Annotated in this window: 24 protein-coding genes; 1 reads left to right on the top strand and 23 read right to left on the bottom strand. The window is 68.1% G+C overall.

What is annotated here, in order from left to right; all coding sequences use genetic code 11:
- The 3 genes from ctaC to C0012_RS06790 form a co-directional block, all read right to left on the bottom strand.
- Window positions 1-912 carry an aa3-type cytochrome oxidase subunit II gene (gene ctaC, locus C0012_RS06800; protein ID WP_110589322.1) on the bottom strand — a complete coding sequence of 304 codons (912 nt, stop codon included), beginning with the start codon at window positions 910-912 and terminating at the stop codon, window positions 1-3.
- A 161-nt stretch (window positions 913-1,073) separates the two neighbouring features.
- A complete protein-coding gene (erpA, locus tag C0012_RS06795; protein ID WP_110589323.1) occupies window positions 1,074-1,439 on the bottom strand; it encodes an iron-sulfur cluster insertion protein ErpA in 366 nt (121 codons plus the stop codon).
- A gap of 49 nt (window positions 1,440-1,488) precedes the next feature.
- Window positions 1,489-2,943, bottom strand: a complete 1,455-nt coding sequence (locus C0012_RS06790; protein ID WP_110589324.1) for a dipeptidase — start codon at window positions 2,941-2,943, stop codon at window positions 1,489-1,491.
- Window positions 2,944-2,990: 47 nt separating this feature from the next.
- On the opposite strand from C0012_RS06790, the gene C0012_RS06785 reads away from it, so the two are divergent.
- On the top strand, window positions 2,991-3,557 hold the full coding sequence (locus C0012_RS06785; RefSeq protein WP_110589325.1) for a DUF3043 domain-containing protein: 567 nt from the start codon (window positions 2,991-2,993) through the stop codon (window positions 3,555-3,557).
- A gap of 16 nt (window positions 3,558-3,573) precedes the next feature.
- Here C0012_RS06785 and C0012_RS06780 read toward each other — a convergent pair whose 3' ends face one another.
- The 20 genes from C0012_RS06780 to C0012_RS06685 all read right to left on the bottom strand — a co-directional run bounded on the left by C0012_RS06780 (window position 3,574) and on the right by C0012_RS06685 (window position 26,227).
- Window positions 3,574-4,596 (bottom strand): quinone-dependent dihydroorotate dehydrogenase, encoded by a 1,023-nt coding sequence (locus tag C0012_RS06780; RefSeq protein WP_110589326.1) that lies wholly within the window; start codon window positions 4,594-4,596, stop codon window positions 3,574-3,576.
- Window positions 4,597-4,600: 4 nt separating this feature from the next.
- Window positions 4,601-5,062, bottom strand: coding sequence for a transcriptional regulator NrdR (gene nrdR / locus C0012_RS06775; RefSeq protein WP_110589327.1), 462 nt, complete (start codon window positions 5,060-5,062; stop codon window positions 4,601-4,603).
- A gap of 38 nt (window positions 5,063-5,100) precedes the next feature.
- Entirely contained in the window at window positions 5,101-6,402 is a 1,302-nt protein-coding gene (gene hisD / locus C0012_RS06770; protein ID WP_110589328.1) for a histidinol dehydrogenase, read from the bottom strand.
- A 34-nt stretch (window positions 6,403-6,436) separates the two neighbouring features.
- A complete protein-coding gene (locus C0012_RS15685; RefSeq protein WP_232527815.1) occupies window positions 6,437-7,813 on the bottom strand; it encodes a hypothetical protein in 1,377 nt (458 codons plus the stop codon).
- Between the two features lie 72 nt (window positions 7,814-7,885).
- The gene (gene dnaE, locus C0012_RS06760; protein ID WP_110589329.1) at window positions 7,886-11,398 is read right to left on the bottom strand and encodes a DNA polymerase III subunit alpha; all 3,513 of its coding nucleotides are present in this window, start codon (window positions 11,396-11,398) and stop codon (window positions 7,886-7,888) included.
- Between the two features lie 316 nt (window positions 11,399-11,714).
- Window positions 11,715-12,287: a GNAT family N-acetyltransferase gene (locus C0012_RS06755; RefSeq protein ID WP_110589330.1), complete on the bottom strand. Its 573-nt coding sequence runs from the start codon at window positions 12,285-12,287 to the stop codon at window positions 11,715-11,717.
- 143 nt (window positions 12,288-12,430) lie between these two features.
- Entirely contained in the window at window positions 12,431-13,360 is a 930-nt protein-coding gene (locus tag C0012_RS06750) for an RluA family pseudouridine synthase (RefSeq protein ID WP_110589331.1), read from the bottom strand.
- Window positions 13,353-13,919: a signal peptidase II gene (gene lspA, locus C0012_RS06745; protein WP_110589332.1), complete on the bottom strand. Its 567-nt coding sequence runs from the start codon at window positions 13,917-13,919 to the stop codon at window positions 13,353-13,355. Before lspA ends, C0012_RS06750 begins: the two co-directional genes overlap by 8 nt.
- A 13-nt stretch (window positions 13,920-13,932) precedes the next feature.
- On the bottom strand, window positions 13,933-14,556 hold the full coding sequence (locus C0012_RS06740) for a DivIVA domain-containing protein (protein ID WP_110589333.1): 624 nt from the start codon (window positions 14,554-14,556) through the stop codon (window positions 13,933-13,935).
- 38 nt (window positions 14,557-14,594) lie between these two features.
- On the bottom strand, window positions 14,595-14,900 hold the full coding sequence (locus tag C0012_RS06735; protein ID WP_110589334.1) for a YggT family protein: 306 nt from the start codon (window positions 14,898-14,900) through the stop codon (window positions 14,595-14,597).
- 74 nt (window positions 14,901-14,974) lie between these two features.
- Window positions 14,975-15,439, bottom strand: a complete 465-nt coding sequence (locus tag C0012_RS06730; protein ID WP_110589335.1) for a cell division protein SepF — start codon at window positions 15,437-15,439, stop codon at window positions 14,975-14,977.
- 35 nt (window positions 15,440-15,474) lie between these two features.
- The gene (locus tag C0012_RS06725; protein ID WP_110589336.1) at window positions 15,475-16,152 is read right to left on the bottom strand and encodes a YggS family pyridoxal phosphate-dependent enzyme; all 678 of its coding nucleotides are present in this window, start codon (window positions 16,150-16,152) and stop codon (window positions 15,475-15,477) included.
- Window positions 16,149-17,348 carry a cell division protein FtsZ gene (ftsZ, locus tag C0012_RS06720; protein WP_110589337.1) on the bottom strand — a complete coding sequence of 400 codons (1,200 nt, stop codon included), beginning with the start codon at window positions 17,346-17,348 and terminating at the stop codon, window positions 16,149-16,151. The genes C0012_RS06725 and ftsZ overlap by 4 nt, the downstream gene beginning before the upstream one ends.
- Window positions 17,349-17,513: 165 nt before the next feature.
- The gene (locus C0012_RS06715) at window positions 17,514-18,488 is read right to left on the bottom strand and encodes an FtsQ-type POTRA domain-containing protein (protein ID WP_162621865.1); all 975 of its coding nucleotides are present in this window, start codon (window positions 18,486-18,488) and stop codon (window positions 17,514-17,516) included.
- A gap of 7 nt (window positions 18,489-18,495) precedes the next feature.
- Entirely contained in the window at window positions 18,496-19,890 is a 1,395-nt protein-coding gene (murC, locus tag C0012_RS06710; RefSeq protein WP_110589339.1) for a UDP-N-acetylmuramate--L-alanine ligase, read from the bottom strand.
- Window positions 19,887-20,978 (bottom strand): UDP-N-acetylglucosamine--N-acetylmuramyl-(pentapeptide) pyrophosphoryl-undecaprenol N-acetylglucosamine transferase, encoded by a 1,092-nt coding sequence (locus C0012_RS06705; protein ID WP_110589340.1) that lies wholly within the window; start codon window positions 20,976-20,978, stop codon window positions 19,887-19,889. The genes murC and C0012_RS06705 overlap by 4 nt, the downstream gene beginning before the upstream one ends.
- A 9-nt stretch (window positions 20,979-20,987) precedes the next feature.
- A complete protein-coding gene (gene ftsW / locus C0012_RS06700; protein WP_110589341.1) occupies window positions 20,988-22,199 on the bottom strand; it encodes a putative lipid II flippase FtsW in 1,212 nt (403 codons plus the stop codon).
- Window positions 22,165-23,709, bottom strand: a complete 1,545-nt coding sequence (gene murD / locus C0012_RS06695; protein ID WP_232527814.1) for a UDP-N-acetylmuramoyl-L-alanine--D-glutamate ligase — start codon at window positions 23,707-23,709, stop codon at window positions 22,165-22,167. The genes ftsW and murD overlap by 35 nt, the downstream gene beginning before the upstream one ends.
- Entirely contained in the window at window positions 23,706-24,818 is a 1,113-nt protein-coding gene (mraY, locus tag C0012_RS06690; RefSeq protein WP_110589343.1) for a phospho-N-acetylmuramoyl-pentapeptide-transferase, read from the bottom strand. Before mraY ends, murD begins: the two co-directional genes overlap by 4 nt.
- Window positions 24,815-26,227, bottom strand: a complete 1,413-nt coding sequence (locus C0012_RS06685; protein WP_110589344.1) for a UDP-N-acetylmuramoyl-tripeptide--D-alanyl-D-alanine ligase — start codon at window positions 26,225-26,227, stop codon at window positions 24,815-24,817. Before C0012_RS06685 ends, mraY begins: the two co-directional genes overlap by 4 nt.
- Window positions 26,228-26,257 lie beyond the last annotated feature (30 nt).

Here is a 26,257-nt window from a genome sequence, read left to right as displayed (position 1 = left end):
TCAGTGTCCTTCCTCGGTCTCGGTCTCAGACCGCGTCCCGTCGGTTCCGGGGTTGTTCTGCAGACGGTCGTATGCGTCGCTCACGTCGCCCGTGTTGCCGTCCGCCTCGAGCTCAGCAATGTACTGCTCGTACTCGGACTCGCTCACGACCTCGACGTTGAAGAGCATCATCGAGTGGTACTCGCCGCAGAGCTCAGCACACTTGCCGGCGTACGTTCCCTCACGTGTCGGGATGAACGACCACGAGTTGTCGTGGCCGATGTACATGTCCTTCTTGTAGAGGAAGTCGATGATCCAGAAGGAGTGGATCACGTCGCGCGACTGCAGGTCGATCGTGACCTTCTTGTCGACCGGCAGAACGAGCGTCGGCAACTCACTCTGATCGATGTTGCCGTCCTCGTCGGGCTGCGCCTGCACGCCCATCGTGTGGACGGTCTCACCGCCCGAGGTGGCCTCGTCGTACTGGAAGTCCCATGCCCACTGCTTGGCGATCGCCGTGACCTGGACCTCGACCTCGTCCTCGCCCCAGGGCCGCTCGATGGCGGTCTGCTCGCGAACGGTGAACGCGAACAGTCCGATCACGAGGATCATCGGGACCGAGGTGAAGAAGATCTCGATCGGCATGTTGTAGCGCAGCTGCACCGGGAGGCCGGTCTGACCCTTGCGGCGGCGGTACACGATCATCGCCCAGAGCATCAGGCCCCAGGTGATCACGCCGACGATCAGCAGCACGATCCACGATCCGACCCACAGCGAGGCGATGCCCTCAGTCTGGTTCGTCGTCGCCTGCCCGGAGCTGTCGAAGCCCGGGAGGTAACCGTGAAGCTCTGTGGGAGTGCACCCCGCAAGTGCAGCAGCAGCCGCGGCGAGCACGGAGGCCGCGGCCCAGCGGATTCGGCGTTTCGACGGCACGAATTCACCTTTCGAACATGGATGTGGCTGAGAACCATCCTATGGCAACCGCTCACGCGGTTCATGCCACTCTCCCAGCGAGTTCGACACGACGTCGAAACCGCGGGCACACGAAGAACGCCCCGCGCGCCGAAGGCACGCGGGGCGTTTTGCGGGGCTGATCAGTGGAAGCTGTCGCCGCAGGCGCAGCTGCCGCCCGCGTTGGGGTTGTCGATCGTGAACCCCTGCTCCGAGATCGTGTCCTTGAAATCGATCGACGCGCCGTCGAGGTACGGCACCGACATGTTGTCGACGATCACCTCGACGCCGTCGAAGTCGACCGTCTCGTCGCCGTCCAGGTAGCGCTCGTCGAAGTACAGCTGATAGATCAGGCCCGAGCAGCCTCCGGGCTGCACTGCGACGCGCAGACGCAGATCGTCGCGGCCCTCCTGGTCCAGCAGGCTCTTCACCTTGGCCGCGGCGGCGTCGGTGAGGCTGACCCCGTGCGCACGATCCGTGGCGGGCGCCGTCATCGTGGTATCGGTCATGACAGTTCTCCTCTCCGTGTGTCGCCGCTCGCGGCGGCATGCGTCGATTCTATCGGCCGTTGTCGTCGATGGGACCCGCCGAAGTCATCTCGCGTCGATTCAGACGCGCGAGGAGCAGCGCCTCAGAGCGGATCGCGTTTCGGAAGGTGTCGATGTGGAGCGATTCGTTCGGGCTGTGTGCGCGGGAATGCGGATCCTCAACGCCCGTCACGAGGATCTGGGCATCGGGATAGCGCTCGGCGAGGTCCGAGATGAAGGGGATCGATCCGCCGACGCCGTAGTCGACCGATTCCCGGCCGTATCCGTCGGAGAGGGCCCGCCGCGCCTCGCCGATCGCCCATCCGTCAGTGTCGACGAGAACGCTGTCGCCCAGATCCACCTCGCTGAAGGCGAGCTGCGCCCCGAAGGGTGCGTGCGCCCGGAGGTGGCGCTCGATCGCCGCATACGCATCCGCCGAGGACTGCCCGGGAGCCACGCGGCAGCTGAGGACGAGCGTCACCTCGGGGGCGAGGGTGTTGCTCGCAGCCTCCACCGTTGTGAAGTCGATGCCCGTCACGGTGACGGTCGGGCCATTCCAGATGCGCCCGAGGATCGAACCGCTGCCCACAGGGCGGACGCCCTCGAGCAGGCCGGTCTCGTCCCGGAGCTGCTCCTCGTCGTAGGGCGGCGTCTCGGCCTCACGGGCGACGAGGCCGTCCACCGCGACGGCACCGTTCTCATCCCACAGCGTCGAGAGTAATCGCACGGCCGCCATCATCGCGTCGGGCACGGCACCGCCGAACATCCCCGAGTGCGAGGCGTGCTCGAGCGTGCGCACCGTGAGGTGGAACTTCGCGTTCCCACGCAGAGAGACGGTGACAGCGGGTGTCTCGGAATCGAGGTTTCCGGAATCGGCGACGACGATGACATCGGAGCGCATCGTCTCGGCATGCGTTTCCAGGAACGGGGCGAACGAGCGCGAGCCGTACTCCTCCTCCCCCTCGACGAACAGCACGATGCCGAGATCGACCGCATCGGGGCCGATCGTCTCGGCGAGCGCCCGGAGCGAGGCGATATGGGCCATGACGCCGGCCTTGTCGTCGGCGGCGCCGCGCGCGTAGATGCGCCCGTCGCGCACCGTCGGCTCGAACGGCGGCGTCTCCCACAGCTCGTCGTCACCCGGCGGCTGCACGTCGTGGTGCGCGTAGAGCATGATCGTCGGCCGCCCGGCCTTCGCGCGCCGCACCGCGAGAACGGCGGGCTGGCCAAGTTCGTCACCGTCGCCGTCCGCGACGGGAGCACGCTCGATGTCGACCGTGTCGAACAAGCCCGTATCCCGCGCAAGCTCGGCGATCTCCTCTGCGCTGCGCACGAGGGCCGACTGGTCGAACGCGGGCCACGCGATGCCGGGGATCCTCACGAGTCGGCCGAGGTCGTCGACGGCCGCGGGGAAGCCGCCCGCCACGGCCTCGAGCAGCCTCTGATCGTCGTCGGAAACGGGTCCGTCAGGTGCCGTGGAAGTCATGCGGGTAATCTTATGTGGATCCCCTGCCCCGATACCCGAGGTTCCCGATGCCGAAGAACGCTTCTCCTGCCGACGACGACGCGGTCACGCCGCAGCGAGAGGGCAAGGGGCGTCCGACGCCGAAGCGCGCCGAGCAGGAGGCGAAGCGCGTGCGCCCCCTCGTCGCGACGACGAAGGACGCAAAGCGCGCCGCGCGCGCCGAGATGCGCGAGCGCCAGGACCGCGCGCGCCTCGGCATGGCCAACGGCGAAGAGCGCTATCTGCCCGCCCGCGACAAGGGGCCGCAGCGGCGATTCGTGCGCGACTGGACCGACGCAGGCTGGCACCTCGGTGAGTTCCTGATGCCGATGATGGTCGTCGTCATCGTGCTGACGTTCATCCCCACGACGTTCACGCAGTTCTGGTCGTTCGTCGCGCTGTGGGCGTTCATCCTGTTCGTGATCGGCGACATGATCCTGCTGTCTCGGCGCGTGAAGAAGCTCGCCGCGGAGAAGTTCGGCGAGGATCGTCGCGAGAAGGGCCTCGGCTGGTACGCCGCCATGCGCTCGATCCAGATGCGCTTCATGCGCATGCCGAAGCCGCAGGCGAAGCGCGGCGAGTACCCGCGCGTCTGATCCGGCACGCCGCGCGTCAGCGGCGCGTCAGACCGCGATTGATCTCGTGGGCCCAGAGCGGGCCACGGTAGATGAATCCCGTGTACCCCTGCACGAGCGTGGCACCCGCGTCGATTCGTTCGCGCACGTCCCGCGCGGTCTCGACGCCGCCGACGGAGATGACGCAGAACGACGGATCCGGCACGGCCTCGCGCACGATCGCCAGCACCTCGCGTGAGCGCTCCCTCACGGGAGGACCCGAGAGGCCGCCCGCGCCGATGGCCTCGACCTCACTCGGATCTGTCTCGAGTCCGTCGCGGGAGATCGTCGTGTTGGTCGCGATGAGCCCGTCGAGGCGCAGATCCGCGGCGAGCAGTGCGATCGCGCGGACCTCATCGTCGGGCAGATCGGGCGCGATCTTGACGAGCAGCGGTGTCGCGCCCGCCGCGTCGCGCACCGCTTCAAGGAGCGGCCGCAGAGTCTCGGCCGCCTGGAGCCCGCGCAGACCCGGGGTGTTCGGCGACGAGACGTTCACCGCGAGGTAGTCGGCGAGCGGCGCGAGGAGCCGCGCGCTGCGGACGTAGTCGGCTGTCGCATTCTCGACGTCGACGACACGGCTCTTGCCGATGTTCGCGCCGACGACCGCTCCCCCGCGGCGCAGACGCGCGAGACGTCGCGCAGCCGCCGCCGCGCCAGAGTTGTTGAAGCCCATGCGGTTGATGAGCGCCCTGTCGGCGATGAGCCGGAACAAACGCGGCTTGTCGTTGCCGGGCTGAGGAATCGCGGTCACTGTCCCGATCTCGACGTGCCCGAAGCCGAGCGCGTCGAGGCCGCGCACGCCGACTGCGTCTTTGTCGAATCCCGCGGCGACACCGAACGGGGTCGGGAACGTGCGACCGAGCGCCGAGACCGCCAACGATGGGTCCGGACGTGTGACGCGGCGCACGATCGGTGCGAGCGGGCGGGATCCGAGCACGCGCACGGCAGCCATACCGAGATGATGTGCGCGCTCCGGATCGAGGCGCCGGAAACCGAGACGGAAGATCAGGTCGTAGAGCATCGGCTCACTCCTCGGTCGCGTGATGGTCGGCGCGCAGATCTGCGATCGCGTCCTCGAAGTCCTCGAGAGACTCAAACGCCTGGTAGACGCTCGCGAAGCGGAGGAAGGCGATCTCGTCCAGCTCTCGCAGCGGATCGAGGATCGCGAGCCCGATGTCGTTCGCCTCGAACGTGCTCTGCCCCGTCTGCCGGAGCGCCTCCTCGACCTTCTGCGCGAGGATCGCGAGGTCTCCGTCGGTGACGGGCCGACCCTGGCAGGCCTTGCGAGCTCCGATGATGACCTTGTCACGTGAGAAGGGCTCGACCGCGCCGGAGCGCTTCACAACGCTGAGGCTCGCCGTCTCGACAGTCGAGAACCTTCCGCCGCACTCGGGGCACTGCCGTCGCCGCCGGATGGCGAGGCCGTCGTCGGTGGTGCGCGAGTCGATGACGCGGGAGTCGGGATGGCGGCAGAAAGGGCAGTGCATAGCCTCGTCAGCCTACCGCGCCGCTGCTTCGGACCGCGTCACGAGAAGCGCGCCGCAACGGCCTCACCGTGCGCCGGCAGGGCCTCGGCATTCGCGAGAGCGACGACCCGATCGGTGACCGATTCGAGGGCGGCGCGATCGTATTCGACGACCTGCTGAGGCCGCAGGAAGGTGTAAGCGCCCAGACCCGAGCCGTACCGCGACTGTCCGCCCGTCGGGAGCACGTGATTGCTGCCGGCCAGGTAGTCGCCGAGGCTGACCGGTGTGGCGGAGCCGACGAACAGCGCGCCTGCGTTCGTATACCGTGCGGCCGCCGCCCGAGCATCCGCAACGTGAAGCTCGAGGTGCTCGGGCCCGTAGGCGTTGCTGAATCGCTCCATCGTCTCCGCATCGTCGACGAGCACGATCGCCGATTGGGGGCCGTCGAGCGCCGTCTGGACCCGGTCGGAGTGGCGCGTCGCCGGCGCGATCGTCTCGAGCCGCTGCTGTACGTCACGGGCGAGCTCCGGCGACGTTGTCACGAGCACGGACGCCGCCTGTTCGTCGTGTTCGGCCTGGCTGACGAGGTCGTACGCGATAAGCCGGGCGTCGGCGGTGTCGTCGGCCGCGATGAGGATCTCCGTTGCTCCCGCCTCGGCGTCGGTGCCAACCGTCGCCGAGACGATGCGCTTCGCCGCCGCCACGAAGTTGTTGCCGGGCCCCGTGACGACGTCGACGGCCGCGAGCCCCAGCCCCGGGACACCGTGTGCGAAGGCGCCGATCGCCCCCGCTCCGCCGATCGCGTAGACCTCGTCGATGCCGAGCAGCCCGGCGACCGCGAGGATCGTCGGGTGCACGCGCCCGCCGTGCGCACGCTGCGGAGGCGAGGCGAGCGCGATGCTGCCGACACCGGCGGTCTGGGCGGGGACGACGTTCATGACGACGCTCGACGGGTAGACGGCCTTGCCACCCGGCACGTAGACCCCGGCGCGGGCGACCGGCTGCCACCGCTGAGAGACGCGGGCGCCGGGAGCGATGTCGGTCGTGCGGGGTGCCGGAACCTGCGCCGCGGATCCCTCCCGCACGCGCGCGATCGACTCATCGAGCGCGGCACGAACCTCCGCGTCAAGGCCGCCGAGGGCCTCGTCGATGTGCGCTTGCGGCACACGGATCGCGTGTTCCTCGACGCCGTCGAAGCGGGCGGCCTGGGCGCGCAGCGCGGGCTCGCCCTCATCGCGCACGGCCGCCACGATTCCGGCGGCCGCTTCGTGAGCAGCGGCGAGTGCCTCATTCGCCCGCGGAACGGCGGCGAGCAGTTCGGCGGGCGTCAGTGTCTGACCTCGCAGGTCGATCGTGCGCATGAGGAGTCCTTCTCAGGGATGTGCAGGGGCGGCGTCAGCCGCGCGTGACGCCGGTTGTGTCGTGCAGGTATCCGATGCGGCCATCGTCATGTCGCATGACGAAGTAGGAGCTGCGATCCTCCAGCACGAGGGCCCACGCCGTCGGTCCGATCCGGAAGATCGGGCGTCCCTCGAAATCGTGCACATCGCGCTCGACGGGTGCGAGGGCCCAGAACGGCTGCGGGGCGGGGACAGGCTCCGGCTGCGGGGCCTCATCGCGCGGTGCGTCCGTCATCGGGTCGACGCTCGCGATCGACGTCGTCTCGGGCGCGATCTGGTCGACACCGCCCGCGGCGTCGCCGGGGCCCTGCTCGGCGGGCCTCGCCGTCTGCTCCGGCTCGGGCGAGGGCGCCGCGGCACCATCCTCCTGCGTACCCGCGGGCTCTTGGACTGCTGGGGTCGCACCGACTGTGTCGGTGCGCTGCTCGCTCGGACGCACCTCCGGGGCCGACGCCGCGAACGGTTCCTGGGCCGGGGATGGCTGCTGTCCGAAGGGATCCTGCGCCGAGAACGAAGCTCCCGTGTGCTGGCCGGACGGCTCGTGCGCGTGCGGGCGCGGCACACCGTATGCCCCGGGTGCCTGCTGCCACGCGTGCGGTGCGCCGTCGCCGGGCTGCTGCGAGTACAGCGACCCGTCGGCCATCCCGGGTGCGGCGGCCGGCCAGCTCGCCTGTGCCGGCTGCGGGCGCGGCGTCGCCAGGATCGGACGCACGGGGCGCGCGGTCGCGTGCGCCGGTACCTCCTCGCGGCCAACGAAGTCCTCCGCGAACGGCGGCACGAACCTCGCGAACACCGTGAAGAAGACCCCGGCGAGAGCCACGACGAACGAGATCCACACGATCGCCCCCACACCGAACACGCTGCCGACGTTGAACGGGAGCCCGCCTGCGAACTGCGAGACGATCTCACCGATGCCGGCAGACATCTGGGTCAGGATGATGCCGATGTCGAGCCAGACGAAGGCAGCGACCGAGAAGGCGACCGACGCGGCCTGGTCAATGCTGAGACCTCCGACGTTGCGGAAGCGCGGCAGCATGCGGCGCAGCACGATGAGCACGACCGCGGCGAGGGGAAGCCCCACGGCGCCGATCCACGCGATACCGAAGGACCACACGGGTGCGTAACCGCCGCCGATGGCGCCCGAGAAGAGCGAGAAGAACGACAGGACGACGAGCGCAGTGCCGAGCGCGATGACGAACCACTCGCGCAACGTGAACGGGCCGAGGCCGCGCTGACCCCGGACGGGCTCATCGGTCGTAGGTGGCTCAGACAGGGCCTGGTCGACGAAGCGAGTCGGCGTCCCCGCGACGGGCGAGGCTTCGGGTGCGGCGTGGCCCTGCGGCCACGGATACGGCGCGTTCTGGTCGCTCACAGCGGACGTCCTCTCCCTCGTGCGCGGCGACACCCGCGCTCCCACGATCCTACGCGTGTGCAGCCGAGCGCCTCATCCGAGGCACTGCGGTCCGAGGAGCGCTTTCAGGTCTCCGAAGAGCTCCGCCGAGACCCTCACCGGGATCGGCACCTCGAACACCTTCGCGGCTCGTCCGCGATGCATTTTCAGATGCACCTCGGTGTCCCCCGCATGCCGATGCAGCACCTCCGCGAGATCTCCGACGACGCGTTCGGTTGCACGCTGCTCGGGCATCAGAAGCGTGATCGGCCCAGAGGCATCGGCCTGGGCGATGTCCGGCGCGAACGCTGCCTGAGCATGCAGATTGAGTCCATCGTCGCGACGGGACACGCGACCACGCACCACGAGGATCGAGTCCTGGGTGAGGATCGGCTGGAACTCGGTGTAGGTCTTCCCCATGAACATGACGGTGACCTCGGCCTCGAAGTCCTCGATCGTGACCATCCCGTAGGGATTGCCGCTCGACTTCGCGACACGATGCTGAGCCGTCGTGACAAGGCCCGCGATCGTGACCTGGTCGCCGTCCTCGAGATCCTCGGAGTTGACGAGATCGTTGATCGTCATCGAGCGGTGCTTCGCCAGTGGCACCTCGAGACCGGCAAGTGGGTGATCCGAGACGTACAGGCCCAGCATGTCCCGTTCGAACGCGAGCTTGTCCTTCTTCGTCCACTCGGGCCGCTCGGGCACCTTCTGCACCGACTCGGGCTCGTCCCAGAGGCTGTCGAAGTCGAAGCCGACCTCTCCGTTCGCCTCGCGACGCTTGTCGAGGACGGCCTGCTCGACCGCATCCTCGTGGATCTCGGCGAGCGCACGCCGCGTCGACCCCATCGTGTCGAAGGCGCCCGCCTTGATGAGGGATTCGATGGCACGCTTGTTCGTCACCTGGGACGGAACACGGTCGAGGAAGTCGTGGAATCCCGTGTAGGGCCCCTCCTCGCGCGCGACGATGATGCCCTCGACCACGTTGTGCCCGACGTTGCGGACCGCCCCGAGGCCGAAGCGGATGTCGTCGCCGACGGCGGCGAAGAACTCGATCGACTCGCTGACATCGGGCGGCAGCACCTGAATGCCCATTCGGCGGCACTCGTTGAGGTACAGCGCGAGCTTGTCGCGCGAGTCGCCGACGGACGTGAGCAGCGCCGCCATGTACTCGGCGGGATAGTGCGCCTTGAGGTAGGCCGTCCAGTAGGAAACCACGCCGTAGGCGGCCGAGTGCGCCTTGTTGAAGGCATAGTCGGAGAAGGGCAGAAGGATGTCCCAGAGGGCTTTGATCGCCGCATCGGAGTATCCGCGTTCCTTCATCCCGCCGGCGAAGCCGACGTACTGCTTGTCGAGCTCCGATTTCTTCTTCTTGCCCATCGCACGACGGAGGATGTCGGCCTGTCCGAGCGAGAAGCCGGCGACCTTCTGGGCGATGGCCATCACCTGCTCCTGGTAGATGATGAGGCCGTATGTCGTGTCGAGGATGTCTCTCAGCGGCTCCTCGAGCTCCGGATGAATCGGCGTGATCTTCTGCTCGCCGTTCTTACGGAGCGCGTAGTTCGTGTGGGAGTTCGCACCCATCGGCCCCGGCCGGTAGAGGGCGATGACGGCCGAAATGTCCTCGAAGTTGTCGGGCTTCATGAGGCGCAGCAGGGAGCGCATGGGGCCGCCGTCGAGCTGGAAGACGCCAAGGGTGTCGCCACGCGCAAGCAGTTCGTACGCCTTGCGGTCGTCGAGCGCGAGCGTCTCGAGATCGATCTCCTCGCCGCGGTTGGTGCGGACGTTGTCGAGCGCGTCGGAGATGATCGTGAGATTCCTCAGCCCGAGGAAGTCCATCTTGATGAGGCCCAGAGACTCGCACGCGGGGTAGTCGAACTGGGTGACGATCTGGCCGTCCTGATCGCGCCGCATGATCGGGATGATGTCGATGAGCGGATCCGACGACATGATGACGCCGGCGGCGTGCACGCCCCACTGGCGCTTCAGCCCCTCGAGGCCCACCGCGCGGTCGTAGACGGTACGCGCCTCGGGATCCGTCTCGATGACGGAGCGGAACTCGCTCGCCTCCTTGTAGCGCGGGTGGTCGCGATCGAACATGCCGTCGAGCGGCATGTCCTTCGCCATCACGGGCGGCGGCATCGCCTTCGTGAGTCGCTCGCCCATGCTGAACGGATGTCCGAGCACGCGCGAGGCGTCCTTCAGCGCCTGCTTCGACTTGATCGTGCCGTAGGTGACGATCATCGCGACGCGCTCGTCGCCGTACTTCTCGGTCACGTAGTCGATGACCTCGCCGCGACGGCGGTCGTCGAAGTCGACGTCGAAGTCGGGCATCGAAACGCGGTCGGGGTTGAGGAAGCGCTCGAAGATGAGGCCGTGCTCGATCGGGTCGAGATCGGTGATGCGCATCGCGTACGCGACCATGGATCCCGCGCCGGATCCGCGCCCCGGCCCCACACGGATCCCGTTGTCCTTCGACCAGTTGATGAAGTCGGCGACGACGAGGAAGTAGCCCGGGAACTTCATCTGCGTGATGATCCCGATCTCGTACTCGGCCCGCCTGCGGACGTCGTCGGGGATGCCGTTCGGGTACCGGTAGTGGAGGCCCTTCTCGACCTCCTTCACGAACCAGCTCTCCTCCGTCTCGCCTTCCGGCACGGGGAACCGCGGCATGTAGTTGGCATCGGTGTCGAACTCGATCTCGCAGCGCTCGGCGATGAGGAGCGTGTTGTCGCAGGCATCAGGGAGGTCGCGGAACAGCTGACGCATCTCCGCTGCCGACTTGATGTAGTACCCGTCGCCGTTGAACTTGAACCGGTTCGGGTCGTCCATGGTCGAGCCCGACTGCACGCACAGGAGCGCCTCGTGCGCGTTCGCATCGTGCTGATGCGTGTAGTGCGAGTCGTTCGTCGCGACAAGCGGGATCTGAAGATCCCGCGCGATCTTGATGAGGTCCTCGCGTACCCGCCGCTCGATGTCGAGCCCGTGGTCCATCAGCTCGCAGAAGTAGTTGTCCTTGCCGAAGATGTCCTGGAATTCAGCTGCCGCCTCCCGGGCGGCGTCGTACTGGCCCAGGCGCAGGCGCGTCTGGATCTCGCCCGAGGGGCACCCCGTCGTCGCGATGATCCCCTTCGCGTAGGTCTGGAGCAGCTCGCGGTCCATGCGCGGCTTGAAGTAGTAGCCCTCCATGCTGGCGAGCGAGCTGAGCCGAAACAGGTTGTGCATCCCGGAGGTGTTCTCGGCCCACATCGTCATGTGGGTGTACGCGCCCGAACCCGACACATCGTCGCTCTTCTGCTCGGACGTTCCCCACGCCACGCGGGTCCGGTCAGAGCGGTGCGTGCCCGGCGTGACATACGCCTCGAGCCCGACGATCGGCTTCACGCCCTGCGCCTTCGCGGCCTTGTAGAACTCGAACGACGCGTAGTTGTTGCCGTGGTCGGTGACCGCGATGGCCGGCATCTGCATCTCGGCCGCAGCCTTCGTCATGTCGTTGAGCTTCGCCGCACCGTCCAACATCGAGTACTCGCTGTGGACGTGGAGGTGCACGAAGGAGTCGGATGCCATGCGTTCCAGTCTAGATTCGACCACCGACACTCGAGCACGACGTCGCCGCTGCGCGGGTGCCGTCCCGACGCCGCAGTCGAAGCGGTCGCCAAGATTCTGACGATCGCCCGAGATGCTGACGGAATCGACAGATCCGTCAGCATCTCGGCGGCATCTCAGAATCCCGGCGAAGGCATTCGATCGCCCGGTGCGCGCCCGCGATCCGGGGCGTCGACCGACGCGGCGATGTCCGCGCTGTCTGTACTCATCCCCGGTGTTGCACGTGAGACCGGATCAGGTTCACGGATTCTTCGGGACGCGCCGAGATTGCCGAGCTTCACGCAAGCGGAAGGCGCATGAGGATGCGCGGGAAGCCGCCCGCAACGGACTCAGTGTCGGCGGCCCACGCGAAGCCCGCGCGCTCGAACGTCGCGCGGAAGCCGACGAAGCCCATCGTCAGGTCGACCTTCTCGCCGCGGTTATCGACGGGATACCCCTCGACCGCCGGGGCGCCGCGCTCGCGCGCGAACTCGACCGCGCCCGCGAGCAGGGGGTCCAGGATCCCCGTCTTGCGATGCCCCGGCCGCACGCGGAAGCACCATATCGACCAGACCGGGAGGTCGTCGACGTGCGGGATCCTCCGGCTGCGCGCGAACTGCGTTTCGGATCGCGGCGCGACGCCCGCCCATCCGACCGGCTCATCGCCGTCATAGGCGAGCACGCCCGGCGGCCTGTCCGACTCGCACATGCCGCGCACGTACTCGCCGCGGGCGGCCCCCATGAGGGCGCGGTTCTCCTTGGCGGGCAAGCGGTGACTCAGGCACCAGCACACGCTCGCGTCGGCGCGCTTCGGCCCGATGAGCGCACGCACGCTCGCGAAGTCGGTCGCCGGCCGCACGTCGATCGCCATACGGTCATCCTGCCGCGCCGGCACCCTCGGCGCGAGGGGGGGGGCGCCGCGCGCCGAGGTGCTGAGAAAACGCCGACGTGCTGACGGGGCCGCCCGAAACGTCAGCACCTCGGCGCGAAGTCAGAATCTCGGCACCGCCCCCGCTACAGCAAACCGTCTCGCAGCAGCTCGAGCGCGCGCTCGAGATCGGCCGGATACTCCGAGCGGAACGACACTCGCTCCCCCGTCGCGGGGTGATCGAACGCAAGCTCGTGCGCGTGCAGCCACTGGCGTGTGAGGCCCAGGCGCTCGGCGAGGGTCGGATCGGATCCGTACAGCGGGTCGCCCACGCACGGATGGCGGTGCGCGGCCATGTGCACGCGGATCTGGTGGGTGCGGCCCGTCTCGAGGTGCACGTCGAGCAGGGAGGCTCTTGGGAACGCCTCGAGCGTCTCGTAGTGCGTGATCGAGTCCTTGCCATCGGGTGTGACGGCGAACTTCCAGGAGTGGTTCGGATGACGGCCGATGGGGGCGTCGATCGTCCCCGTCAGCGGATCCGGATGACCCTGCACGACCGCGTGATAGATCTTGTCGACCGTGCGCTCCTTGAACGCGCGCTTCAGCAGCGTGTAGGCGTGTTCGGACTTCGCGACGACCATGAGGCCGCTCGTCCCGACATCGAGGCGGTGCACGATGCCCTGGCGCTCTGCGGCGCCCGTCGTTGCGACGCGGATGCCGGCTGCGGCCAGCGCGCCGAGCACCGTCGGCCCCTCCCACCCGACGGAGGGGTGGGCGGCGACACCCGTCGGCTTGTCCACCACGACGAGGTGGTCATCCTGGAACACGATGCCGAGCTCAGGCACGTCGACAGGAATGACGGACGGCTCCTCTTTCGGGGTCCACGCGACGTCGAGCCACGCTCCGCCGGTCACGCGATCGGACTTTCCGACACGGCGCCCGTCGAGCTCGACGCCCCCCTCGGTCGCGACCTCGGCGGCGAAGGTACGCGAGAATCCGAGCATCTTCGCGAGGGCCGCGTCCACGCGCACGCCCTCGAGCCCGTCGGGAACGAGGAGACGACGCGACTCAGTCATCCGCACCGCCGGTCTCGGCCTCGGCTGCCGGGCGTTCCCCGCGCGTGCCATCGAAGTTGATGCCCACGAGCACGAGAAGGGCGACCGAGATCATGCCGCCCACGATGAACACATCGGCCACGTTGTAGATCGCCGGCGTCGTCCAGAACCACATCCACGGCGTGAGGATGAAGTCGACCACGTGGCCGACGGCAAAGCCCGGCTCACGCACGAGTCGATCCGTGAGGTTGCCGAGGACGCCGCCCAGCAGCAGACCCAGCACGAGTGCCCAGATCCGGGAGCGCACGCGCGTGATCGCGAGGAAGACGATTGCGCCCGCGACGAGAGCGAGAGCGATCGTGAAGATCCATGTGACGCCCTCTCCCATCGAGAAGGCGGCGCCGGGGTTGAAAACGAGCAGCCACTGCAGCGCCTCGCCGATGGCCGGAACAGCCACGCCTTCATCGAGGTTCGCCAGCGCAAGCTGCTTGCTCAACTGGTCGGCGGCCAGCACCACGATCGCGAGGACCGCGATCGTGATACCGGCCGCCGGCGCAGAGAGGGGGGAGCGTCCCTTCACGCGTGCCGCGAGCTCAGAGCCCGACGGTCGAGACGGGCGCGCTGCCCGTGCCCGACTCGGGCGCGTCGAGGTCGGCGAGCTTCTGCTCGAAGTAGCCGCGCAGCTGCTGGCGGTAGTCGCGCTCGAACTGACGAAGCTCGGTGATGCGACCTTCGAGGCTCTTCCGCTCGGTGTCGAGCTTCTGCGAGATCTCGCGCTGCTTTGCCTCAGCGGCCGACACGATGCCGGCAGCCTTCATCTCGGCCTCTTCGACGAGCTTCTTGGACTTCGCCTCCCCCTCGGCGACGTGCTCGTCGTGCAGACGCTCCGCGCGGGCGATGATGCCTGCCGCACTCGACGCCGTCGACGTCACTCCTGCCTCGGCTGGCGCAGCCGGCTCTGCCGTCTCGTCGGCGGGAGCGGAGTCCTTCGAGGGAACCTCGGTCACGGGAGTTTCGGCGGCGGGGGCGGGGGCCTCAGCGCCACCCGCCTCGAGCTCGGCGACACGCGCCTTCAGCTGCTCGTTCTCCTCGATCGTCTTCCGCCACTCGACGACGATCTCGTCCAGGAAGTCGTCGACCTCATCGGGGTCGAAGCCCTCCTTGAAACGGACGTGCTGGAACTGCTTGGTGACGACGTCTTCCGGCGTCAGTGACATGTTGTGGCCCCTCTTTCGATGGTGGACATCATGATAGTTCAGTTGGCGATGGCGATGACTCGGAGAATCGACATGGCGATGAAGCAGAGCAGCATCGTGATCGCGAATCCCAGATCGATCGCGACCGGGCCGATACGCAACGGCGGGATGTGCTTCCGAAAGAAACGGATCGGCGGGTCCGTGACCGTGTAGACGATCTCGCAGACGACGAGCATTCCGCCGCGGGGCCGCCATTCCCGATTGAACATCGGGATGTACTCGAGAATGAGACGCGCAAAGAGCACCAGCACGTACAGCGAGAGCAGAAGGTGCAGAACCGACGCGACGAATCCGATGACAGCCACGAGAAGTCAGCCTACGCGAGAGGGCCCGGTGACGCCGAACGGCGCACCGGGCCCGACGAGCGAATCCCGCAAGGTCAGCTGTCGAATGCCCCGGCCTCAGCGGGGGCGATGCCCCCGTCACCCGAGACGGCGATGTTCTCAGGGCTGAGCAAGAAGACTTTGCTCGTGACGCGCTCGATGCGCCCATACAGCCCCAGGGAAAGACCACTCGCGAAGTCGATGAGGCGACGCGCGTCTGCGTCGGACATCTGCGAGACGTTGATGATGACCGGCAGGCCGTCGCGGAACTGCTCCGCGATCGTCTGCGCGTCGCGATACTGCTTCGGGTGCACAGTCACGATCTCGTTGACCGTGTCAGCCGCGGGCTGCCGCACAACGGCGGGGCGACGCAGGGGGGTCACGGGAGCCGGCTTCTCGTCGTCATGCTTCTCCTCACGCTGAGGGGTGCGGGCGGGAGCCTGCGCGGCCTCCTCTTCGACGTATTCCTCTTCGTCGGCGAGGCCGAGGTAGACCATCGTCTTCTTGAGCGCGTTCGCCATGGCGTCCTCCGGTTGATGCTCGTCTTGTCTGCAGGCTAATCCTGCGGGGGCCTCGGACCGGTGATTGCCGTGCCGATCCGGAGGTGTGTCGCGCCGCACGCGATCGCCTCGACGAAGTCCTGCGACATGCCGGCCGAGATCCACGTCGCCCCCGCGTCTACGGCGCGCACGTTTTCGGCGCAGTGCGCCAGGCGCTCGAACGCCGCAGCAGGCCGCTCGTCGAGCGGAGCGACCGCCATCACACCCCGCAAGCGCAGGGAATCGGCGGCGGCGATCGTCTCAGCGAGGCGTGAGGCATGCTCCGGCGCAACACCCCCGCGCTGCGGATCGTCCGTGAGGTTAACCTGCACGAGGACGTCGATCGGGTCTGCCGCCGGATCTTCGAGAGCGTGCACGATCTTCTCGCGGTCGACCGAATGGACGACCGACGCGGCTCGGCGCACGGCCCGGGCCTTCTTCGACTGAATCTGCCCGACGAAGTGCCAACGCATATCGCCGAGATCGACGAGCTCATCCCGCTTGGCCGTCAGCTCCTGCTGACGATTCTCTGCGATGTCGCGCACACCGAGATCGTGCAGCTGGCGCACGAGCGCGGCGGGGTGGAATTTCGTCACGACGATGCGTGCGATCTCCCCCGGATCGCGGCCGGCGGACCTCGCCGCTTCGGCGATGGATCCGTCGACCTCGGCCAGGCGGGAGGCGAGCGTCGTCACTTCAGGAATTCGGGGATGTCGATGTCATCGTCGTCGAAACCGCTCGACTCGCTGAGTGCGGGAGTCGCGGGGACGGAAGGAACGGCGGGCTCGGCCGCCGTGGTCTCGCGCTCCTCGCTCGTAGCGGCGTCCTCCGACTTCTCGGATGCGGCAACCGTGACCGACGTTCGGGCATCGCCCGGCAGGGTCGGCCGCGACGGCTCTTCGCCGCGTCCGCCGAATGCCGGAACATCGACCCGCGGCTGCGGTTCCCCTCCATCGAAGCCTGCGGCGACGACCGTCACGCGCACCTCGTCGCCGAGCGTGTCGTCGATGACGGTTCCGAAGATGATGTTCGCCTCGGGGTGCGCGGCCTCCTGCACAAGGCGCGCCGCGTCGTTGATCTCGAAGATGCCGAGGTTCGACCCGCCCTGGATCGACAGCAGCACGCCGTGCGCGCCCTCGATCGAAGCCTCGAGCAGCGGCGATTCGACGGCCAGCTCGGCAGCCTTGATCGCCCGATCCGCACCGCGGGCGGATCCGATCCCCATGAGGGCCGACCCTGCACCCTGCATGACGCTCTTGACGTCTGCGAAGTCGAGGTTGATGAGACCCGGCGTCGTGATGAGATCGGTGATGCCCTGCACACCGGCAAGCAGAACCTGATCAGCCGTGGCGAAGGCCTCGACCATCGAGATCCCGCGGTCGCTGATCTCGAGCAGACGGTCGTTCGGCACGACGATGAGCGTGTCGACCTCTTCCTTCAGGACGGAGACGCCCTGCTCGGCCTGCTGCTGGCGGCGACGGCCCTCGAACGAGAACGGCTTCGTCACGACGCCGATCGTGAGCGCCCCGATCGACTTCGCGATGCGGGCGACGACGGGCGCACCACCCGTTCCCGTGCCACCGCCCTCACCAGCGGTCACGAAGACCATGTCAGCACCCGCGAGGGCCTGTTCGATCTCTTCCTGGTGATCCTCCGCGGCGCGACGCCCGACCTCGGGGTCGGCTCCCGCACCGAGGCCTCGCGTGAGGTCGCGCCCCACATCGAGCTTGATGTCGGCGTCGCTCATGAGGAGTGCCTGCGCGTCAGTGTTGATCGCGATGAACTCGACGCCACGCAGCCCGAGCTCGATCATTCGGTTGACGGCGTTGACGCCGCCACCGCCGACGCCGACCACCTTGATGACGGCGAGGTAGTTTTGGTTCTGGCTCATGCTGCCTCCATCGACGGAACCTGGGCTGCCACCGGGAACCTCAAACCTTCAACCTTAATGAGAGGGTTAAAGTATTCACCGGCATGTATTCTGCTCGCCCTCGACGGTACGGGGCGAGGTGCGCACACTGCGGCAACGCGCCGAGGCGTGTCAAGAAAACTCGCGTCAGTCCACGACGAGAACGCCGGCCGACGACACGTCGTAGGTCGAAACCGTCTCGGGAGGGGCGGCCAGGAATCCGGCCCTGAGAGTGTCGATCTTCTCCGCCGTCGCCTCGGCGCTCCCCCATTCGATCGTCACCCCGCCGCCGTCCGGCAGATCGAATGAGACGTCCTCGGGAGAGGTCGCGCGCACAGCCGTCACCCGCTCCGCGAGATCGGCCGGGAGCGACCGGAGCACCTGTCCCGCCGCCCCGAATGCCTCCGAAGCGAGCCCGCCTTCGACTTCGGCGATCGGCAGGCCGTCGGGCTGCTGCTCTGTCGTTCGCAGCGCGACCCCCGCCGCGTCGACGGTCGTGAACCCCGCATCGGTGTCGACGACAGCCACCGGTGTGCGCTCCACGATCCGCACGACGAGATCGTGGGGCGGGCGCGACTCGACCGAGTACGTCTCGACAACGGGAAAGCCGATGAGCGCCGACCGGATCTCATCGTGATCGACGAGCGGATACGGGCGCCCCAGCTGCCCCTCGAGCGCATCGGCGACCGCCTCGGAGTCGAGCGCCGATACGCCGCGGACGGTGATGCGTTCGACCGCGAAGAGCGGGCTGTACGCGGCGCCGACCGTGCCCGCGACGAGCAGGGCGAGGACGCCGAGGGAACTCAGCCAGATGATCCGGCGCCGTCTCGCACGAGCCGTGAATCGACGGACCTCGGCACGCTCTGCCTTCCGGCGTCGGCGCTCCGCACGCCACACACCGAACGGCCCCTTTGACGCGTCGGATTCTTCTCTCCGTTCGAAGGGCGCATCACCTTCGTCGACGGCTTCCTCCGATCCCGCCGGTCCGCGCCGACGGGCGAACGGCAGGATCGACGCGAGTCTGCCGCGCTCCGGCTCGGCGAACGCGTCGCCCTCCTCCTCGACCGGTTCCTCCGGCCGAGGGCGCCGCGCTGGCGGCGGCAGCGGTCCGGGACGCTTCACGCGCCCGTCACTCCTCGCGGCCCAGCGCCTCGAGCACCTGGGGAATGATCCGGTGCACGTCGCCGCAGCCGAGGGTGATGATGATGTCGCCGTCGCGCGCGACCCCCGCAGCGCAGGAAGCGGCCTGCTGCCAGTCGGGCGCATACGTCACGGCCGAAGGATCCGCGAATCCCTCCTCGACGAGGCGCCCCGTGACCCCGGGGATCGGGTCCTCGCGGGCACCATAGACGTCGAGCACGACCGAATGGTCGGCGTATTCCTCGAGAACGTTCGCGAATTCACCCGCCATGAGCTGGGTCCGCGAATAGGTGTGGGGCTGGTGGAGCGCAATGATCCGCCCCTGGCCGATGACCGATCGGGCACCGGACAGCGCCGCCGCGACCTCGGTCGGATGGTGCGCGTAGTCGTCATACACGCGGACGCCGCGGGCCGTACCGTGCAGTTCGAATCGCCGTACGGTGCCACCGAACGCCTCGATCGCCCGCGCGGCGTCTGCGAGTTCGTGACCGAGGGCGACGAGAACCGCGACGGCGCCGCCCGCATTGATCGCATTGTGGCGTCCAGGCACCGAGAGGCGCACCTCTGCCCGTTCCCCGTCCCGTTCGAGCGCGAAGGACACGGGCCCCTCGGTGTCGATGTCGACGACGCGCAGGTCCGCACCCGCAGACTCGCCGAACGTGACGACGTGCGGGTGCGCGAGACGTGCGCCGACGCGGCGGGCGCCCTCGTCATCCGCCGAGATCACCACGGCCTCGCTCGCCGCCTCGGCGAACCGGACGAACGCGTCATCGAATGCCTCATACGAGCCGTAGTGATCGAGGTGATCCGCATCGACGTTCGTGATGAGCGCGATCGCCGTGTCATAGAGGAGGAAGGTACCGTCCGACTCGTCCGCCTCGATGACGAAGAGATCGTCCCCGCCGGCACGGCTCGACGCGCCGAACTGCTGGATGACGCCGCCGTTGACGAAGCTCGGGTCGCCCCCCAGCTCCGCAAGGCCCGTGACGATCATGCCCGTCGACGTGGTCTTGCCGTGCGCACCCGCAACCGACACGAGGCGTCGGCCCCCGATGAGGTGCTTCAGCGCCTGCGAGCGATGCAGCACGGGAATGCCCCGCTCCTTGGCCGCGAGATACTCCGGGTTCTCGGGCCAGATCGCGCCCGTGTAGACGACGGCATCCACATCACCGAGATTGGCCGCGTCATGCCCGATGTGCACCCGCGCTCCGAGTTCGGCGAGGTCGCGCGTGTTCTGGCTCTCCGCGCGGTCGGATCCTGAGACAGGCACGCCCGCCTGCAGGAACATGCGCGCAAGCCCCGAGATGCCGGATCCGCCGATGCCGATGAAGTGCACCGATCGAATGTCGTCGGGGATCGGAACCGTGAGGTCGGGAGCGATCATGAGCGGTCCTCCGGGTGAGCGTCGCGGGCGCGGTCAAGGTGAGCGATGACGTTCTCGGTGCCGAAGCGCGTCCCCTCGCCCTCCGCGGCTGCCGCAGCCGCGGCAAGCTGCTCGGGGTCGGAGAGGAGCGGCACGAGCTCGCGACGCACCCATTCGGGGGTGAACGCGGCATCCTCCACGAGGCGCGCCGCACCGCGGCGCACGGCCGAGGCCGCGTTGAGCCGCTGCTCGCCGTTGCCGACCGGATACGGCACATAGATGGCAGGGATCCCGAGCGCCGAGACCTCAGACACGGTCGAAGCGCCCGAGCGCGCGACGATCACGTCGGCGAGGGCGAAAGCGAGGTCCATTCGATCGACGTACGGGCGAACCTGGTACCCCGGCTCGTCCGACGCATCGACGGCGTTCTTCTCCCCCGTGATGTGAAGGATCTGCCAACCGGAGGCGCAGATGTCACGCCACGATTCGGCGAGCGTCGAGTTCAGCCGCCGCGCGCCGAGCGAGCCGCCGAATACGAGCAGCACGGGGCGCGCCGGGTCGAGACCAAACGCGCGGGCCGCCTCGTCCCTCGTCGCGGCGCGGTCGAGCGAGACGATCTCAGGGCGGAGGGGCATGCCGACGACCTCACCGCCCTTGAGCGGTGTCCCCTCGAACGCGACGCCGACCGCGGCCGCGCCCCGTGCGCCGAGGACGTTCGCGAGCCCGGGGCGCGCGTTCGCCTCGTGCACGACGGTCGGGATCCGCTCGCGACGCGCCGCGACGTAGGCGGGTGCCGCCGCATAGCCTCCGACGCCGAGCACCACGTCGACACCGCGATCGCGCAGGTAGCCGCGCACGGTCTTCACCGCTCGCGAGAATCGCACCGGAAAGCGGAGTGCGTCTCCGTTGGGACGGCGAGGGAACGGCACCTTCGGCACGATCAGCAGCTCGTAGCCGCGCTCGGGAACGAGACGCGATTCGAGGCCCTCCGCCGTGCCGAGGATGAGGATCTCGTCGTCGGGACGGCGTGCCCGCAGGCCATCGGCGACCGCGAGCATCGGGTTCACGTGTCCGGCGGTTCCTCCGCCGGCGAGCAGGTACGTCGTCACCGGACGATCTTACGACCTGCGAGCTGCGGGAACGGCCCCGACAGGCGCACTCCCGTCGGGAAGCGTGCGCGCCAGCGCGAGGAGCACGCCGCACGCGAGGAGCACCGCGAGCAGCGAGGAACCGCCCGCCGAGAGGAACGGCAGAGGCACACCGAGCGCGGGCAGGACGCGGATGACGACGCCGATGTTGACGAGCGCCTGTCCGATGATCCACACGCCGATCCCACCCGCGGTCGCGCGGACGAAAAGGTCATCGGTGCGACGCACGATGCGGAAGATGCCGACCGCAAGCACAGCGAGAAGCGCGAACAGGACGAGGCAGCCGACGAGGCCGAGTTCCTCCCCGACGATCGCAAAGATGTAGTCGTCCGCCGCGGCGGGAAGCCAGTTGTACTTCTCGCGCGAGTTGCCGAGCCCCCGTCCGAGGATCCCCCCGCCGGCGAGACCCCAGAGGCCGTGATACGGCTGGTAGCACTCCCTCAGCGGGTCACAGTCGGGATCGAACACCGACAGGATGCGCGTCATGCGGTTCGGGCTCGTGATCGCGAGGATCGCGACGGCCGCGGACCCAGCGAGCACGATCGGCACGAGGAAGCGCAGGCGCACCCCCGCGAAGAACAGCGCACCGAGGGCGAGCATCGCCATGATCGTCGCCGTGCCGAGGTCGTCACCCCCGAGGACCGTAGCCAGCGCGAACGCCGCGCCCGGGAGGACCGGGATCGCGAACTGCCAGAAGCTCGTGAGCCGGTCGCGCTTGCGGTACAGGATGAACGAGATCCACAGCACGAGCGCGAGCTTGAGGAACTCGGACGGCTGCATCGTCGCGACACCGAGATTCAGCCAGTTCCGATTGCCACCGGACCCGAATCCGAGCGGAGTGAACACGAGCAGCTGCAGCACCAGGCCGAGCACGAAGACCGGCCAGGCGATCCGCTGCAGCCAGCGCACCGAGAATCGGCTCATCACGAACATGAGCGGGATGCCGACGGCGGCATAGATGAGGTGGCTGACGCCGTCGTTGTACGGACCGCCGGTCTCGGCGATCGACTCGACAGTCGTGGCCGAGAACACCATGACGGCACCGAAAGCCGTCAGGAGGATCGCGGAGGATCCGATCAGGAGGAACTCGATCGGAAGCGGCGCCAAGCCGCGACCGAGCGCGATCCGCGCCGCGAGAGGACCTCGTTCAGCCCGCTTCGGGGGCCGAGCCGTCTGAGTCATCCGAGCTCCCCCTCTCGATCCGCTCTCGCACCGCGTCTTGGAACCTGTCTCCGCGTTCGCCATAGCTCGCGAACTGATCGAACGAGGCCGCGGCCGGGGCGAGAAGCACGACGCCGTCCGCCCCTACGGCCCGCGCAGCCAGCTCGACCGCACGCGCCATGACGCCCTCAGTCTGAGCGTCGTCGACCTCATACAGCGGCACGTGGGGCGCGTGTCGCGCGAACGCTTCGCGCACGGGATCCCGGTCGACGCCGATTGCGATCGCCGCCGTGACCGAGCCGCCGCGCTCGCGCACGAGATCACCGATGTCGATGCCTTTGAACAGACCCCCGACGATCCACACGGCCTGCGGGAAGGCCGTGAGCGAGGCGATCGCGGCGTGCGGATTCGTCGCCTTGGAATCGTCGACCCATGCGACGCCGTCGGCGTGCGCGACGAGCTGCATGCGATGCGGATCCAGTTCGAAGTCCGCGAGCGCGCGTCGCACGGCCGACGGCTCGATCCCGACCGCGCGTGCGAGAGCAGCGGCGGCGAGGATGTTCGCAACGATGTGCGGCATCGCGAGGCCACGCTCGCGAAGCTCTTCCACTGTGGCGAGCTCGGCCGCCGAGGTGCGCCGATTCTCCACGAACGCGCGGTCGGCGAGGATGCCGTCGACGATGCCGAGATCACTCGGGCCCGGAACGCCGAGGTCGAAGCCGATCGCGCGCGCGCCCTCGGTGACCTCAGCCTCTTCAACCATGCGCATCGTCTGCTCGTCTGCCTTGTTGTAGACGCAAGCCACCTTCGTGTGACGGTAGACGATTGCCTTCGCGTCGCGGTAGGCGGCCGCCGACCCGTGCCAGGCGAGGTGGTCGTCGGCGAGGTTCAGGCACACAGACGAGTGCGGGACGAGAGCGCCGACGCCGTCGTCGAGACCGAGGTACCAGAGCTGGTGACTCGACAGTTCGACGACGAGAACGTCGAAGCCCGCTGGATCCCGTACCGCGTCGAGGACCGGCACACCGATGTTGCCGCAGGGAGCGGCTCGCAGACCGCCCTCGACGAGCATCGTCGCAGCGAGCCTCGTCGTCGTGGTCTTCCCATTCGTCCCCGTGACGAGCAGCCACTCGGCGGGACGTCCGTCATCGCGCACGACCTTGTCGCGCACGCGCCAGGCGAGCTCGATGTCGCCCCAGAGCGCGATCCCCTGCGCGCGCACCCACTCGATAACCGGGTGGGTCGGTGGGAAACCGGGAGAAGCGACGACGACCTCGGGCGCGAAGTCGACGAGCGAGGAGGGGATGTCATCGAGCGACGTCTCGTCGAGCCGCGCGCCAATCACGGGCAGGAGGCGCGCGTACTCGTCAGGTGCGCTCTCGGCCACGACGAGCACATCGCTCCCCAGCTCGGCCAGCGTGTCGGCGACCGAGAAACCCGTCGCCCCCAGGCCGAGCACCGCGACGCGGAGCCCCGTCCAGTCGGCGCGCCAGCTCGTGAGCGTGTCGAGACGATCAGACAGAACGGTCATACGCGAGAAAGCCATTCGATGTAGAGCAGGCCGACGCCCGTGATGGCGAACAGGCCCGCGATGATCCAGAACCGCACGACGATCGTCGACTCATGCCATCCACGCAGCTCGAAATGGTGATGGATGGGACTCATGAGGAAGAGTCGCTTGCCTCGCGTGAGCTTGAAGTACAGGCGCTGCAGGATCACGGATCCGCTCGACATGACGAACAGGCCGGCGATGAGCACGCCAAGCAGCTCGGTACGCGTGAGCACGGCCATCGCGGTGATCACGCCGCCGATCGCCATCGAGCCGACATCGCCCATGAAGATCTTCGCCTTCGGCGCGTTCCACCACAGGAATCCAGCGAGTGCTCCCACGAACGCGGCCGAGACGATGGCGAGATCGAGCGGGTCGCGCACGGAATAGCAGGCCGAGAGGTTGTCGGGCAGCGTGCCGCTCGAGACACAGGCCTGATTGAACTGCCAGAAGGCGATGAGGCTGTAGGCGCCGACGACGAAGATGCTCGCGCCGGCGGCCAGCCCGTCGAGGCCATCTGTGAGGTTGACCGAGTTGCTGAATCCTGTGCCGAGCAGCGACAGCCACGCGAGGTAGAGGAACCAGCCGAGCACGGGCGCGAGCGCCATGAACGACAGAACGTCGATGTCGCGGATGAACGAGATGTATCCACTGCTCGGCGTGAGGTCGAAGCTGTTCGGGAAGTTGAGCGCGACGATGCCGAACGGCACCATCACGAGGATCTGGCCGACGATCTTCTTCCATCCGCTCAGCCCCGCGTAGTGCTGCATCTTGACCTTCATGTAGTCGTCGATGAAGCCCACGGTGCCGAAACCGAGCATCGCCCAGATGACGAGCCATCCCGAGAGTGTCGGCGGATTGCCACCTGCATAGGTGCCTGCCGCGTATCCGACGATCGTGCCGAGGATGAAGATGACGCCGCCCATGGTGAGCGTGCCGCGCTTCGTCTCGTGCTTCGGTGCGTTGAAGCCCTTGCCGTCGGTGCGGATGACCTGTCCCCAGCCCCATGCGCGGAACATCCGGAAGAACACGGGGGTGAGCAGGAGTGTGAACGCGAGCGAGATCGCCGCCGCCGCCAGAAGTGATCTCACGAGAACGATTCTCCCAGACGATCGCCGAGGAACCGCAGACCAGCCGCGTTGGATGATTTCACGAGCACGCGATCGCCGTCGCGCAGTTCGTCAGTCAGATAGTCGTACGCCTCATCCGAGGTCTCGAAGAACACCGCTTCTCCGCTCCATGATCCCTCGGCGATCGCCGACAGGTAGAGAGGCCGCGCCTCGGCTCCGACGACCACGATGCGCGGAATTCGCAGGCGCACGGCGAGGAGGCCGATGCTGCGGTGCTCCTCGACGTCGCGCTCGCCCAGCTCGCTCATCGCTCCGAGCACCGCGACCATCCGCTCGTCTGGCTCCGTGATCTGCGCGAGGGTGCGCAGCGCCGCCTGCATGGCGTCGGGGCTCGCGTTGTAGGCGTCGTTGATGATCGTGACGCGCTCGGAACCCAGGATCTGCATACGCCAGCGCTCGGCGAGCTCGACCTTCGCGAGCTGCTTGACGGCCGCGTGCGGCTCGACACCGAGTGCGATGGCCGCCGTGAGCGCGGCAAGCGCGTTCTTGACGTGGTGAGCGCCGAGCACCTGGACGTGCAGCGGGATCACCTCACCGTCGACATCCAGGACCGTGTCGGTGCCGCTCGCCGTGACCGACAGATCGCGGGCTCGCACGTCGGCGCCCTCGCCCTCGCCGAACCAGCGAACCCCGATTCCGCGCTCCTCGGCGGTCGGCGCCATCGCCGCCACGCGCGGATCGTCGATGTTCAGCACCGCGACGCCGCCCGCTCGCACCTGCTCGACGAGCTCGCGCTTGGCGATCGCCGTCTGCTCGAGGCCGCCGAAGCCACCCGCGTGGGACATCCCCACCATGAGCACGACGCCGACATCGGGAGTGACGAGACCCGCAAGCCGCGCGATCTGCCCCGCTCCATCGGCGCCGAACTCGCACACGAGGAACTCGGTGCTCTCGGTCACGCGCAGCATTGTGAGCGGCGCGCCGACAGAGTTGTTGAAAGACGCAACGGGCGAGACCGTCTCCCCCTCGGCCTCGAGGATGGCGCGCAGCATGTTCTTCGTGGTCGTCTTGCCGTTGGATCCGGTGATCCCCACGATCTTCAGCAGACCGCGCGCACGCACGCGCGCGACGACCTCGCGCGCGAGGTCCGCGAGAGCCGCCACCGCGTCCGAGACGACGATCTGCGAGACCGGCGCGTCGATTCGGTGTTCGACGATCGCGAGAGCCGCACCGGCCTCGGCAGCGCGACCGACGAACAGGTGGCCGTCGGTCTCCTCACCGGGCTTCGCGACGAAGATGCCGCCCTGGGAGATGTTGCGGGAATCGGTGTCGACCGTGCCCGAGACGAGCGTCTCGGGTGTGTCGTCACCGAACTCGATCAGATCGCCGCCGGTGACGGCGGCGATCTCGGCGAGTGTGAGAGCGATCATGTCGTGAGAGATCCTTCGCGCATCGGGCGC

The sequence above is a fragment of the Microbacterium suaedae genome, from assembly GCF_003254645.1.
Classification (GTDB): domain Bacteria; phylum Actinomycetota; class Actinomycetes; order Actinomycetales; family Microbacteriaceae; genus Microbacterium; species Microbacterium suaedae.
Note: the sequence above shows the minus strand (reverse complement) of the source record. Positions and strands in the feature narration are given on the sequence as shown.

What these genes read in the sequence shown, in the direction of transcription:
- erpA (WP_110589323.1), bottom strand. Translation starts at nt 1,439, where the DNA reads ATGACCGATACCACGATGACGGCGCCCGCCACGGATCGTGCGCACGGG.
- C0012_RS06790 (WP_110589324.1), bottom strand. Translation starts at nt 2,943, where the DNA reads ATGACTTCCACGGCACCTGACGGACCCGTTTCCGACGACGATCAGAGG.
- C0012_RS06785 (WP_110589325.1), top strand. Translation starts at nt 2,991, where the DNA reads ATGCCGAAGAACGCTTCTCCTGCCGACGACGACGCGGTCACGCCGCAG.
- C0012_RS06780 (WP_110589326.1), bottom strand. Translation starts at nt 4,596, where the DNA reads ATGCTCTACGACCTGATCTTCCGTCTCGGTTTCCGGCGCCTCGATCCG.
- nrdR (WP_110589327.1), bottom strand. Translation starts at nt 5,062, where the DNA reads ATGCACTGCCCTTTCTGCCGCCATCCCGACTCCCGCGTCATCGACTCG.
- hisD (WP_110589328.1), bottom strand. Translation starts at nt 6,402, where the DNA reads ATGCGCACGATCGACCTGCGAGGTCAGACACTGACGCCCGCCGAACTG.
- dnaE (WP_110589329.1), bottom strand. Translation starts at nt 11,398, where the DNA reads ATGGCATCCGACTCCTTCGTGCACCTCCACGTCCACAGCGAGTACTCG.
- C0012_RS06755 (WP_110589330.1), bottom strand. Translation starts at nt 12,287, where the DNA reads ATGGCGATCGACGTGCGGCCGGCGACCGACTTCGCGAGCGTGCGTGCG.
- C0012_RS06750 (WP_110589331.1), bottom strand. Translation starts at nt 13,360, where the DNA reads ATGACTGAGTCGCGTCGTCTCCTCGTTCCCGACGGGCTCGAGGGCGTG.
- C0012_RS06740 (WP_110589333.1), bottom strand. Translation starts at nt 14,556, where the DNA reads ATGTCACTGACGCCGGAAGACGTCGTCACCAAGCAGTTCCAGCACGTC.
- C0012_RS06730 (WP_110589335.1), bottom strand. Translation starts at nt 15,439, where the DNA reads ATGGCGAACGCGCTCAAGAAGACGATGGTCTACCTCGGCCTCGCCGAC.
- ftsZ (WP_110589337.1), bottom strand. Translation starts at nt 17,348, where the DNA reads ATGAGCCAGAACCAAAACTACCTCGCCGTCATCAAGGTGGTCGGCGTC.
- murC (WP_110589339.1), bottom strand. Translation starts at nt 19,890, where the DNA reads ATGATCGCTCCCGACCTCACGGTTCCGATCCCCGACGACATTCGATCG.
- ftsW (WP_110589341.1), bottom strand. Translation starts at nt 22,199, where the DNA reads ATGACTCAGACGGCTCGGCCCCCGAAGCGGGCTGAACGAGGTCCTCTC.
- murD (WP_232527814.1), bottom strand. Translation starts at nt 23,709, where the DNA reads ATGACCGTTCTGTCTGATCGTCTCGACACGCTCACGAGCTGGCGCGCC.
- C0012_RS06685 (WP_110589344.1), bottom strand. Translation starts at nt 26,227, where the DNA reads ATGATCGCTCTCACACTCGCCGAGATCGCCGCCGTCACCGGCGGCGAT.